General features: G+C 48.5%; 10 protein-coding genes. 2 read left to right on the forward strand and 8 right to left on the reverse strand.

Translation table 11 applies throughout. The features are described from left to right. Positions 1 to 77: 77 nt before the first annotated feature. The gene (gene argR, locus EKM84_RS02265) at positions 78 to 551 is read right to left on the reverse strand and encodes an arginine repressor (protein WP_125763228.1); all 474 of its coding nucleotides are present in this window, start codon (positions 549 to 551) and stop codon (positions 78 to 80) included. A gap of 283 nt (positions 552 to 834) precedes the next feature. On the opposite strand from argR, the gene EKM84_RS02270 reads away from it, so the two are divergent. Both EKM84_RS02270 and arcD (EKM84_RS02275) read left to right on the forward strand, forming a co-directional pair. Next, a complete protein-coding gene (locus EKM84_RS02270; protein WP_125763230.1) occupies positions 835 to 1548 on the forward strand; it encodes a B3/B4 domain-containing protein in 714 nt (237 codons plus the stop codon). A gap of 139 nt (positions 1549 to 1687) precedes the next feature. Beyond that, positions 1688 to 3151: an arginine-ornithine antiporter gene (gene arcD, locus EKM84_RS02275; protein ID WP_164511277.1), complete on the forward strand. Its 1464-nt coding sequence runs from the start codon at positions 1688 to 1690 to the stop codon at positions 3149 to 3151. 136 nt (positions 3152 to 3287) lie between these two features. Here the strand turns inward: arcD (EKM84_RS02275) and EKM84_RS02280 are convergent, their stop codons facing one another. The 7 genes from EKM84_RS02280 to argS form a co-directional block, all read right to left on the reverse strand. Beyond that, positions 3288 to 3971 carry a Crp/Fnr family transcriptional regulator gene (locus EKM84_RS02280; RefSeq protein WP_225418112.1) on the reverse strand — a complete coding sequence of 228 codons (684 nt, stop codon included), beginning with the start codon at positions 3969 to 3971 and terminating at the stop codon, positions 3288 to 3290. Between the two features lie 108 nt (positions 3972 to 4079). Further along, positions 4080 to 5024, reverse strand: a complete 945-nt coding sequence (arcC, locus tag EKM84_RS02285; RefSeq protein ID WP_125763234.1) for a carbamate kinase — start codon at positions 5022 to 5024, stop codon at positions 4080 to 4082. 22 nt (positions 5025 to 5046) lie between these two features. Further along, entirely contained in the window at positions 5047 to 6153 is a 1107-nt protein-coding gene (locus EKM84_RS02290) for an aminotransferase (RefSeq protein WP_125763236.1), read from the reverse strand. 12 nt (positions 6154 to 6165) lie between these two features. After that, complete coding sequence (arcD, locus tag EKM84_RS02295) at positions 6166 to 7578, reverse strand: arginine-ornithine antiporter (protein WP_125763238.1); 1413 nt, start codon at positions 7576 to 7578, stop codon at positions 6166 to 6168. Positions 7579 to 7652: 74 nt separating this feature from the next. Beyond that, positions 7653 to 8684, reverse strand: coding sequence for an ornithine carbamoyltransferase (gene argF, locus EKM84_RS02300; protein WP_125763240.1), 1032 nt, complete (start codon positions 8682 to 8684; stop codon positions 7653 to 7655). Positions 8685 to 8720: 36 nt separating this feature from the next. Beyond that, positions 8721 to 9959, reverse strand: a complete 1239-nt coding sequence (gene arcA / locus EKM84_RS02305) for an arginine deiminase (protein ID WP_125763242.1) — start codon at positions 9957 to 9959, stop codon at positions 8721 to 8723. A 621-nt stretch (positions 9960 to 10580) separates the two neighbouring features. Then, positions 10581 to 12272, reverse strand: coding sequence for an arginine--tRNA ligase (argS, locus tag EKM84_RS02310; RefSeq protein ID WP_125763244.1), 1692 nt, complete (start codon positions 12270 to 12272; stop codon positions 10581 to 10583). Positions 12273 to 12605 lie beyond the last annotated feature (333 nt).

Genomic DNA, 12605 nt, shown 5'->3' on the forward strand with positions numbered 1-12605 from the left:
TCTAATTTCACTATACCATTCTCGCAGAAATTCCGTTGGTTCAGCCGCTTACCAATTACTTTCGCAGAACCACCAAGCTACAAATGACTAATAATGTCCGGATTGACGTCCTTTAAAATCTGATCATGCAACTTTTTAGCCACGTCTTCAGTCGGACTAATAATAAAAATGGTGTCGTGCCCCGCCAAGGTCCCCGTAATTTCCGGCAGGTCGAGGTCGTCAAAAATGGCGGCCAGCAGATTCCCATTGCTGGGTTGCGTCTTGATTACGTTCACGAATTCTACCCGCGTGATACCGACAACCACCTCGTTAATGGTTTCTCGCAGGTGCTCTTCCTCACTCCGATTGCCGGCCTTAAAAATCGTGTAGCGCAAATGGCCGTGCCCATCCTGGGACTTAACGATCTGCATCTCCCGAATATCCCGGGAAATAGTGGTTTGGGTGGCTTGAATGCCCACCTCTTCCAAATGGGTCATTAATTCTTCTTGCGTCCCAATTGGATACTGATTAATTAATCGTTCAATGTGTGCCTGTCGCATGCTCTTTTTCAATAAATCCGCCCCCACTGTATAAATGTCACCTTACACTAAATAAAAATGTATAAACTACCGGTTTTTTATGCATAACGATTAGCCACATTGTAGCAAAAAATGCGGTTAAACGCAAAATTATTTACCATCCAAACGGCCCCGTTTTAAAATAACATTTTTAATGAAATATAGTAGAAGAAATTAAAAATTAAATTTTGAAGAAAATCGCTAAAATCACTGGTACGACTGGGTAAAAACTGTATACTTAGAAGTGTAATTTATTCATGATTAGGAGGCATTCAGGATGTCACAAAAATTTATTGTTGACGACTCATTTTGGGAAATCTTTCCCGAAGTTAAAATTGCTTTTTTAACGGCGCACAACGTGGATAACCACGACACCGGTCAAGTTCCGGCAACGCTCTTATCGACTGCCAACGAAACGGCCGCCAACCACTGGGTTCCCAATGATCCCATCAGTAAGAATGCCGTGATTCAAGACTGGCGTAACGCCTTTCAACAATTCAAGACGAAAAAGGGTGCGCGCTGCGCCGTTGAAAGCCTGTTGAAGCGGGCCAAGAACGGCAAGGGCGTCGGCAACATCAATCCGGTTGTCGATATCTACAATTCCGTTTCGCTCGAATGGGCCTTCCCCGTTGCGGCGGAGGATATGGATCAGATTCAGGGCGACATTCACTTAACAGTTGCTCAAGGTGGCGAACCCTTCCGGCCAATCGGTGAGGATGAGGTTGAAACGGCTCTACCCGGTGAAGTTATTTACCACGACGCCCACGATGTCATTTCACGTTGCTGGGCTTGGCGCGATAGTGCCCGGGTCGAGGCCACCGAGGACTCCAAGAATCTTTTGTTCTACATGGAAAATGTTAATCCTGAACGCCAAGAAGATCACGCTCAGGCCGTTCAAGCTCTGCAGCAACGGCTAAAGGACTACCTCGGGTTGGACACGACCTATACGTTAGTCACCAAGGAGCACCCGACCATCACATTTGCGGACTAGGCTGTCCACAACGACTGACAGCCAATCCGATGTGTATTTCAACAAAAATGTAAGCGCATTATTTCTCGTAAGTGTTTTTATCCCCATAGGAGTCTGGCGAGCGTCTCGTCAGGCTGAAAGGATCGTTTCTATTATGAAAATGTCAACGCTGTCAGAACCTGAATCCCCTGCCAGGCCGAGTCACGGACTAGGCCTCACTGCACTGATCTCAACCGTTATCTCCTCTTCAATTGGTGGGGGAATCTTCGCCCTAACTTCTGACTTGGCGGTCGCTGCTTCACCTGGACCCGCCCTTATTGCCTGGGGCATCGTGGGTTTCGGAACCCTGATGCTGGCCCTATCACTCAACAACCTCGTCACCAAGCGCCCCGACCTCGAAGGCATCTTCTCCTACGCCGAGGAGGGCTTTGGAAAATACACGGGCTTCGTTAGTGGCTGGGGCTACTGGATTTCTGCCTGGATGGGTAACGTGGCCTTTGCCACCGTGATGATGAACGCGGTCGGCTACTTCATTCCCCTATTTAACAGTAGCAATAAGATTCCATCCGTCATTGTCACCAGTATTATTCTCTGGTTACTGACGCTACTGGTCAATCATGGGATTGAAAGTGCCGCCGTCATTAATTCTCTGATTACTGTCTGCAAGCTGATTCCCCTGTTTGTCTTCATTGTGATTGCGATTATCCTGTTCAAGGGACAGGTCTTCACCGTCAACTTCTGGGGCAACGTCCAATCCAACGTACAGGGTGCCATCGCACCTAGTTCGATTGGCTCGCAGATCAAGAGCTGCTTCATCATCATGATGTGGGTCTTCGTCGGGATCGAAGGGGCCACGATGCTCTCCTCGCGGGCGAACAAGAAATCCGATGCCGGTAAGGCCACGTTGATTGGGCTGTGTGGCCTGGTGATCATTTACATCTTAGCTTCTGTTCTCCCTTACGGCTACTTCGACCGGCAAACGTTGGCCGCCATGAAGCAGCCCGCCATGGTTTACATTTTCAGGGACATGGTTGGCTCCTGGGGTGGCGCAATGATCAGCTTAGGTCTGATTATTTCAACCCTGGGTTCCTGGTTGTCCTGGACCATGCTTCCCGCAGAAACGATTCGCTTAATGTCCAAGCAAGAACTCTTACCCAAGATTTTCAGTCGCAAAAATAAAAACGGCACCGCTACCATTTCGTTGATTACCAGTAGTGCCCTGATTCAATTCTTTCTCTTAACCTTAATCTTCACAGACCGCGCTTACCAAATTGCCTACTCGATGTGTACCGTTGCCATCACCATCTGCTACATCCTGGTGGCAGCCTACCAAATCAAGTTTTCCTGGCATCACCTGCAGGAAGCGGGCAACAAGCTCCAGCTGTGGATTGGGATTGGCGCCCTGCTCTTCGAAAGCACGGCCGTCTACTTCTCCGGGATCAAATACTTAATTTTCTGTTCCATCGCCTACATCCCCGGAAGCATCCTCTTCCTGATGGCGCGCAAACACCGCACCCAGGGCGGCAAAATGTTGTCCCACAAGGAATGGGCCGGGATGGCCATCATCCTGGGCTGTGCCGTGTTGGCCTTGATCAGCCTCTTCAATGGTTCCCTGCGCCTCTAGTCGAATTGATGCGTAAACAAAACGAGTCTGGGAATTTTCCCCGGACTCGTTTTTGTGTACCCAATTTATATGGTCGAAACGTGCGACAGAAGGCACCCGGTTCCGCTTAAGGCTGCTAACCGCCTTCTGTCCCACGCTAATTGTTCAACAAGGTGAAATACTTGCGCTCATAGGTGATTTGCCCACCGGCAACCAGTTCTTTAACTACCTGGCTGGCGGTCTCGCGGGTGGTCCCAGAAATTTGGGAGAGTTCGATCAACGTAATAGGATAGGGAATCAGGCGCGTCCCGTCAGCCCCGTCTTTGCCAATGGACTGGCCGAGAACCTTGAGTCCGTTGCGCACGCGACTGCTAGCACTGGAGTTCACCATCAACTGTAATTGATTCTCATTTTCGTTGATGATCTGCCCCATTTCCAGGATGACGTTTCGCATCATCTTCTTGTTCTTCAGCAAGAGGCTTTCGAAGTCCGCCATCGGAATCGAAATGATTTCGGTCGCCGTCATGCCCGTGACCGAATAGGAATAGTCATGGTCGTGGAACATCCCCCGGTAGGGAAATCCCTTCGTCTCATTGATAAATTCGTAGAAAAACTCATTCCCGGATTCATCGGTTCGCTCAGTCTTCAACAAGCCTTTCGCCAAAAAATAAAAGTTTGCGCGCGGATCGGCCTGATTGAACAGTAACTGGCCCTTCGGATAGCTCCGGACCCGCATTTTATTTTGAATCACGGCAAACTCTTCGCTGGTAAAATCTTTAAACTCGGGATTTTTTTTCAAAAGCTGTAAATATTGTGGATATTCATTCTTTCGTATAATCAAAATAATCCTCCCAAACGCGTTATGACTTATTTCATCATAACGTAATTTGAGCGGATTATCAGCACCGATCATCAAAAAATTGCTAGTTTGATTGGCAACGTGCGCTAACTATTTAGAAATAATGGTACCTTGACCGTTTTCGAGGAATTCACCGATATTTTCCAGTGAGGTCACAACGGCTTGACCATGGCTGCTGTTCTTAACGAAGTCGACAGCGGCTTGGACCTTAGGGAGCATGCTCCCCTTGGCAAATTGGTTATCCTTTTCGTAGTCTTCCAGTTCTTGGATGCTGACATGTTCCAGCTTCTTTTGATCTGGCTTGTTGAAGTTCACGTAAATGTTGTCAACGGCCGTCAAGATGATCAGCAGGTCGGCGTGAACCAATTCAGCTAATTTTTCTGAGGCAAAGTCTTTGTCGATAACGGCTTCGCGACCGACGAGGCGGTTGCCTTCACGGACAACGGGCACGCCACCACCCCCAACGGAGATAGGAATGACGCCGGCACCAACTAAGGTGTCCACGACCCGGTATTCGTTCACACCAATTGGCTTTGGTGATGGCACAACGCGACGGTAGCCCCGGCCTGCATCTTCAACGTAGGTGTATTCTGGGTGATCCTTTTGTAACTTTTCAGCTTCGGCTTGGTTGTAGAATGGGCCGATTGGCTTCGTTGGTGACGTGAAGGCGCCATCCTTAGGGTCAACCTCAACTTGGGTAACCACCGTGGCAACGTCCTTGGTGATCCCGGCTGCGGCCAGTTCTTCGTCCAGAGCGTTCTGCATCCAGTAACCGATGCTCCCTTGCGTCATGGCAACGGCCGTATCCAGTGGCATTGCGGGGTTCTTTTCAGTACTCCCGGCAGCCTGTTGCAGTAACAGGTTCCCGACTTGGGGACCGTTACCGTGGGAAATGATCAGGTCATCCCCCTGTTCAACGAACTTCACCAAGTACTTTGCGGTCGTCCGCAGAGCAGCTTGTTGGGCTTCCGAAGAAGCATCCTTTGATAAGATGGCGTTACCGCCAAGGGCCACAACAATTTTACGCTTTGTCATAATCAATTCTCCTCGTCTTTGTTTAATCTTTATTCAAGTAATCCGCTAAAACAGCCAAGCCCTTCTTCAACGTTTCCGTTGGGGCACAGTACCCCAGGCGGGCGTGTCCCGGAACATCGAAGGCTTCCCCAGGAACCAGTAGAACGCCGGTATCCCGGAGTAAGTTTTGACAGAATTCCAGGCTAGACGTCTTGGTTTCGAGCTTAACAAATGAGGTTGAGACCCCATTCGGAAAGACACAACTCACATTGGGCGTCTTGGCAACCCAATCCTTGAAAATCTTCAGGTTGTTTTGGACAATCTCACGGTTCCGAGCCAACACCTTGTCGCGGTTCTGGAGGACCAGGCAAGCCGCCTGATCACTGAAGACCCCGGCACAAATCATGGTGTAGTCCCGGTACTTGCGGAACGTTTCGGCTAGTTCGGCATTGGTAGCCGTCCAGCCGACCCGGATACCCGGCATCGAGTAGGTCTTCGACAACGAGTTGGTGGAAATCCCCTTTTCATAGAGGTCCGCGATTGGTGCGAAGTCAACGCTTTCATCGAATGGCAGGTAAACTTCATCCACCAGCACGTAGGCGCCCACTTCACGGGCAATGGCAACGACCTGTTCCATGAAGTCCCGGTTCAGAATCGTCCCAGTTGGGTTGTTGGCGTTGTTGATACAGATCATTTTGGTGTCAGGGCGAATCAAGCGTTTCAGCTCTTCAATGTCCGGATACCAGTTTTCACTTTCCTGTAACTTCCAGAAGCTAACGTCCGCACCCAGTGACCGCGGAATATCGTACAGCTGTTGGTAACTTGGGTAAACACTGATGACGTGGTCGCCCGGCTTGATCAAGGCGTACAACGCTAACAGGTTCGCCCCGGTGGCGCCGTTCGTTTGCAGAATGTTAGCAGCATCGACGTGATCGTACAGCTTGCTGACCTCTTGTTTAAAGGTCGGTGAGCCTTCGATCCAGCCGTAATTCATTTTCTGTTGGTCTAATTCATCATAGGTGTTATCTTGGGTCAGCTTGACCAGTTCATTCATTGAAAACGACGTAATCGTGCTCTGGGCCAAATCATAGGTCGCCTCGCGTTCGTGAACGTTCAGCCATTCCTCAACACCAAATCCATCGATATCCATGGGCCGTTCCTCCTAAATCGTGATCAATCCCATCGCAACCAGGACGACGCCAGCAACCGCACCGATGACAATTAAGGTCGAGTAGATGATTTCAGCTTTGGTCAGCTTCCCATCATCAATATCGAATTCTTTCTTGGCACGGTAGTAGAAGTACAGGCCTGGAATGTAACCGATACAGCAGAGTAACAGGAAGTGTAACCCAGCTAAAGTAATGGCGATCACTTGAAAGGCTAAGGCAAAGATCCCGATCCACATCTGTTTCGTATCTTTATTTTGCGCAGAGAATTTCACTTGGTACATCCCCACGAAGATGTAGCACACCACGATAGCGGCGGTACACAGGGAAAGGGCAAAGTTGTAAGCTTCTTCAGAGAATAACAGCACTAACAGGAAGACTTGAATTAAGGCAGCAGTCAGCACCAGTGAGAACGTTGGTGCACCGTTTTTGTTCTTCTTACCAAAGTAACTCGGCAAGAGTTTTTCTTCAGCCATCAACATGGTGGTATCGGCTGGCAACATCGTCCAGGATAACCATGCCCCTAAAATAGCAATGATTAAGCCGACACTGATGAAGGCGCCACCCCATTTGCCGACCATGTCTTGGAAAATGTAGAGCATGGCGGGTTGGTTGATTTTAGCCAATTCGTTTTGTGACAGGTAACCATAAGGTAAGACGGAAGCCAAGACGTAGATGACCAGTAAGGAAATGATCCCGATGATGGTTGCTCGGCCGGCATCGTTCTTGCTCTTGGCACGAGAAGACAGCATACTTGCCCCTTCAACCCCAACGAAGACCCACATCATGATCATCAAGCAAGACTTGAATTGGGTCCAGATATCGCTACCACCGGCAACGCCAGTGGTCACGTTCGTCCAGAAGTGTGCGGTGAACATGCCACCCTTAAAGACGAAGATACCGACAACGATGAAGGCAAACAGGGGAATCAATTTGCAAATCGTAATAATCGTGTTCACGGCCGCAGCGGATTCAACCCCGCGGTTCACGATGAACGTCAGCACCCAGGACACGATACTTGCCAGGATGACGGAAGCCACATTTTGGCCACCCTTGAACATTGGCAGGAAGTAACCCAGTGAACTCATCAGGACGGTGGCAAAGGCCACGTTCCCTAACCAAGCACTCAGCCAGTAGCCCCAGCCACTCACGAATCCGGCAAAGTTACCGAACCCCTCTTGGGCATAGGCATGGATTCCTTCGGCGTCGGGCTTCTTTAACAATAAGTTGTTTAGTGACAACGCTAACATTAAAATCCCAAATCCAACGATCAACCACGCTAACAGAACGGGGCCAGGTGCAGCGCCGCCAGCCAGTGAACTGGTTAAGGTAAAGACCCCTGAACCGATTGAACTAGTGACGACGGCCGCCGTTAACGCGCCCAGAGATAATCCTTTATTTTCATCCATATTCTCACTCTTTTCCTCGTGTTTGCAATAAAAAACGGACTAATCGCTCTGATTAGCCCGTCTTTAATCACTCGTTAAGCTTTAGGAATAAACAAGTTACCTAAAGTTGCGGCCATCATCGCTTTGATGGAGTGCATCCGGTTTTCAGCTTCTTCGAATTGACGCCCATACTTACTAGTGAAGACTTCTTCAGTAACTTCCATTTCAGTAATGCCGTACTTCTTTTCAACATCTTGACCGTATTGGGTTTCGGTGTTGTGGAATGCTGGTAAGCAGTGCAGGAAGATGAGTTGGTCATCTGGGGTACCGGTCTTCTTAAGAGCAGCCATGTTAACTTGATATGGCTTCAATAACTTGACCCGTTCTTCCCAGTTGCTTTCGCCCATGGATACCCAAACGTCGGTGTAAACCACGTTGGAGCCTGCTAAACCTTCATCCAAGTCATCGGTAACCAGCAGCTTAGCACCGGACTTCTTAGCAAAGCCTTGAGCCAAGTCTTGGGTTTCCTTAGTTGGGAAGAGTTCCTTAGGGGCAACGATGTGCACGTTGACACCTAAGATAGCACCCGTAACCAGCAGAGAGTTGGCAACGTTGTTCCGGCCATCACCCATGAAGGTTAAGGTCAAGCCCTTTAAGGTACCGAAGTTTTCCTTAACGGTCATGAAGTCAGCCAGCATTTGGGTTGGGTGCCATTCGTCGGTTAAACCGTTCCAAACTGGCACACCTGAGTCGCGAGCTAAGATTTCAGCATCGCTTTGCTTGAACCCACGGAATTCGATCCCATCGAACATGCCACCTAAGACCTTGGCAGTGTCAGAAGTCGATTCCTTCTTACCTAATTGGATGTCATTTTGGCCCAAGTATTCTGGGTGAGCACCTAAGTCGATAGCAGCAGTGGTGAATGCTGAACGGGTCCGAGTTGAGGACTTTTCAAAGAGTAAGGCGATGTTCTTACCTTCCAAGTAGTGGTGAGGAATGCCAGCCTTCTTCAAAGCCTTCAAATGTAAACCGAAGTCGATCAAGTATTCGAGTTCTTCTGCGGTGAAGTCCTTTTCAGCTAAAACGCTGCGACCTTGAAAGACATTTTGCTTGAAATCTTGTGCCATGATTAATCAATCTCCTCTAATTTTAAAATTAATTGTTTACTTTAAGTCTTCACGTACCAATGGCATACTCATGCAACGAGGACCCCCACGACCGCGGGATAATTCACTTGAGAGAATGTCAATAACCTTCAAGCCATGCTTACGAAGTAATTCGTTAGAAACATAGTTCCGGTTGTAGGTAACGACGACACCAGGGGCAATGGCTAAGGTGTTAGACCCATCATTCCATTGTTCACGGCCAGCGACGATTGGGTCACCGTTACCGGTTGGGATTAAGTCTAAGTCATCCAAACCTAAGGCGTCTTTCAGAACTTGCTTCAAGTCCGTCTTGTGTTCGAGGTGTAAGTCTTCGGTGCCCTTGCCAGGTGTGATGGTCCAGGTGTCGATGTGACCGCCTTCGCCTAAGATACCTGGGTGAACCGTGAATTGGTCGGTGTTGATCATGGTGAACACCGTGTCCAAATGCATCATGGCGTGGTTATGTGGAATCCGGATAGCAATCACTGTATCGAAGTTGCTGTCCTTGAACAGGTTCCGGGCAATGTCTTCAATGGCATTGGCAGAAGTCCGTTGTGAAACTCCGATGGCCATCACGTGATCGGACAGAACCAGTTCGTCCCCACCTTCAATCCGGGTGGTGTGGTTCCGGTCGCGCCATACGTTCAAGCCCTTGTTAGCAAACCGGTGATGGTACTTGATAATGGTTTCCATAAAGAGTGATTCGCGTTGGCGAGCAGCGAACGTCATGTGGTTAATGCTTAAACCATCCCCGATTGAAGCCGCTGGGTCACGAGTGAAGTACAGGTTAGGCATTGGGTCCATAAAGAATGGGTAGTCGCTATCTTCAGCGGCACTAACCAGGTCACTAGGTGTGAAGTCCAGTTCGTCTTTACGAACCCCACCCATGATCTTGTTAACCATTGCTTGTGTGTCGAGGGAAAGTAAGTATTCCTTCAGGACATCATGAATCGTGCCGGCCATGTAGCCGCTTTCAGTTAACATCTGTTGCAAGAAATTTAATTTAACTTCTTCGCCACCATCGTCTAAGGCTTCGGCGGATAATTTTTCTAAGTACAGAACTTCAGTCCCGTTTTCGCGAAGAACCTTAGCGAAGTTGTCATGTTCTTGTTGGGCGATTGGTAAATATGGAATATCATCAAACAGTAACCGTGACATCATATCTGGCGTGAAGTTTTCAACTTCAACGTCCGGACGCTTCAGCATAACCGTTTTCAGTTTACCGATTTCAGATGTTACATGGATAGGTGTTGTCATCATTGTTTCCTCCCTTGCTTAACTACAAGACAGAGTATAATCTCGAATTGAAAACGCTAACATTAAGTGGTTAGCATTCAAAATGCGAAGGATTTCACATTTTAAGAGTGGAATGTATATTCAGCCCGAAATATACATTATTCATTCATTTTGACTGGTAAAAATTAGTAAAAATAGACTTTTTTACATAAAATTAATTTGTGTTTTTCTTACATTTTTTTGCAGATCATTTCTTTGCATGACTTTTCAGAGGCAACGTCATTGACGAAAAGACGGCTTTTTTCGATTTCTATCGTTGGTATTAAAGGATTTCTATACCCTGGGAATGCTTTTACAACAACGCTAGCGATTTCATGATTTTCTTGGTTCGGGGATTTTTCGTTAACTTTCCCTGCAAAATGGCCTGAGATTTTTCATTGTAAAGATAATGTATAAACTGAGCATTATTCAGGTAAAGCATGCCAGACCGGCCGTGCTCCCCCGGTCGCTAGTAATTTAATCACAAGCAACTGGCTGGTCCCCCTTCTCAGCGTTTGTCAGCCCCTGAGACTAGTAAAAGAGCGCTCAGGTCACGAAGACTTGAACGCTCTTTGCTAAATTAATTCTTCTATTAGGTGCGGACTACATCTCGTCTGGTGCCTTAACACCCAACAAGCGCAGGCTTTCCTTGACGACGATTGAGACGGACTTAACCAAAGCTAACCGGGCTGGTAAGCCGGCATCATCCGCGAGAATCTTGGAGTGCGCGTAGTACTTGTTGAAAGTCTTGGACAAGCGGATGGCGTACTTGGCAATGACGGAAGGCTCCAACTCGTCACAGGCCATCTTGACCATGGCTGGGAAGTCGGCCAGGGCCTTGATGGTATCCCAAGCTTCGGGATCGGTGACCTGGTTGGCATCCGCCGTTATGGTGGTTGCCTTAGCTTTCCGCAGAATGCTTTCGGCCCGGGCATGGGCGTATTGTACGTAAGGACCGGTTTCCCCTTCGAACTTCAGTTGGTCTGCCAGAACGAAGTCAATGTTGTTGGTCCGTTCGTTCTTCAAATCACCAAAGACGATGGCGCCGACCCCAACTTGTTGCGCAACCGCTGACTTGTTGGCCAAATCAGGGTTCTTCTCGTTGATTTCCTTTTCAGCCAGCTCAACGGATTCTTCCAAGACCTTGGCCAACAGAATAATCCGGCCGGAACGCGTTGACAATTTCTTCCCATCAACGGTGATCAGGCCAAATGGCACGTGTTGCAGGTTCGGCGCTGACTTCAGGCCCATTTCTAACAGAACGGCCTTTAACTGCTGGAAGTAATACGTTTGTTCTGAGCCAACCACGTATAAGTTCTTGGCTGGTGCATATTCGCGGTCCCGGTACAGCGCGGTCGCAATATCCCGCGTGATGTAGAGGGATGCCCCGTCACTCTTTAAGATCAGTGCTGGGTTCAGGTTGTACTTGCTGAGGTCAACGACTTGGGCGCCCTGGGATTCAACCAACAGGTGCTTGTCCTTGAGGATTTGAACGACTTCTTCCAGCTTATCGTTGTAGAAGGCTTCCCCGTTGTAGGTATCAAACGTTACACCCAACTTCTTGTAAACGTCGTTGAACTCTTCCAAGGAAGCTTCCCGGAACCATTTCCAGAGACGGTGCGCTTCAGGGTCGCCATTTTCCAGCTTTCTGAACCATTCACGGGCTTCATCGTCCAGTTCGGGCTTGTCCACGTCCTCTTTATGGAAGCGAACATAATATTCAACTAATTTGTTAATGGGGTCAGCCTTAACGTCGGCCTCATTCCCCCACAGTTTGTAGGCCGTGATGAGCTTCCCAAATTGGGTCCCCCAGTCGCCTAAATGATTGTCCTTGATGGGCGCGTAGCCGTTCTTGGTCAGAATCTCAGCAATCGAGTTCCCAATCACGGTCGACCGTAAATGCCCCATGGACATTGGCTTGGCAATGTTTGGTGAGGACATGTCGATGGGCACCTTCCCACCGTTGCCATCATTGTTTTGGCCGTAAGTAGCGCCGGCATTCAGGACATTTTCCAGCGTTGCAGCACTGTATTGACCCTTATCAAAGAAGAAATTCAAGTATGGACCGGCAACCACGACACGTTCAAAGTCACTTGAATCAATCTTTTCGGCCAAATTTTGGGCAATCTGTTGCGGTGCCCGGTGCAGGAGCTTAGCTAGTGCAAACGTGGGGAACGCCATGTCCCCGAGATCAGACGTCTTGGGCTTTTCAAGCTTCAACGCAATCTCTTCCGCCGACAATTGGCCGTCTAACGCGTTCGCCAATGCCGTAATAACCTTCTGTTTATAGTCCATACGAAAATTCCTCCCTGTAGTTCAAAAATTATCAAGATGATTAATCTCAGTGTACACTAATTCCCTAGGGCGTCAAAGGTGTTGTGTCGCAAATTGTTTGCACTAAATGCCTGCTAATTGTGGCTCAGCGCGTTTCTACCGGGGACCGTATAATTATACTAATAACCAGTGGACTGGACTCTAGGGGGCCAAATTGGGCTTGTAGACGACAAAAAAGCAGCTCGCTTTCGCGAACTGCTTTTTAAAGTTATTCATGATGCCCCGAGCAGGCATACTTGATCGTGCTATATCAATGATTAAAGCCGTGCAGTGCAAAAAAAGTGCAAACGTTTT

The organism is Levilactobacillus mulengensis (assembly GCF_003946045.1).
Lineage (GTDB): Bacteria > Bacillota > Bacilli > Lactobacillales > Lactobacillaceae > Levilactobacillus > Levilactobacillus mulengensis.

Coding starts and splice junctions, on each gene's coding strand:
- argS (WP_125763244.1), bottom strand. CDS start 12,272: ATGGACTATAAACAGAAGGTTATTACGGCATTGGCGAACGCGTTAGAC.
- argF (WP_125763240.1), bottom strand. CDS start 8,684: ATGGCACAAGATTTCAAGCAAAATGTCTTTCAAGGTCGCAGCGTTTTA.
- arcA (WP_125763242.1), bottom strand. CDS start 9,959: ATGACAACACCTATCCATGTAACATCTGAAATCGGTAAACTGAAAACG.
- arcD (WP_164511277.1), top strand. CDS start 1,688: ATGTCAACGCTGTCAGAACCTGAATCCCCTGCCAGGCCGAGTCACGGA.
- arcD (WP_125763238.1), bottom strand. CDS start 7,578: ATGGATGAAAATAAAGGATTATCTCTGGGCGCGTTAACGGCGGCCGTC.
- arcC (WP_125763234.1), bottom strand. CDS start 5,024: ATGACAAAGCGTAAAATTGTTGTGGCCCTTGGCGGTAACGCCATCTTA.
- EKM84_RS02290 (WP_125763236.1), bottom strand. CDS start 6,153: ATGGATATCGATGGATTTGGTGTTGAGGAATGGCTGAACGTTCACGAA.
- EKM84_RS02270 (WP_125763230.1), top strand. CDS start 835: ATGTCACAAAAATTTATTGTTGACGACTCATTTTGGGAAATCTTTCCC.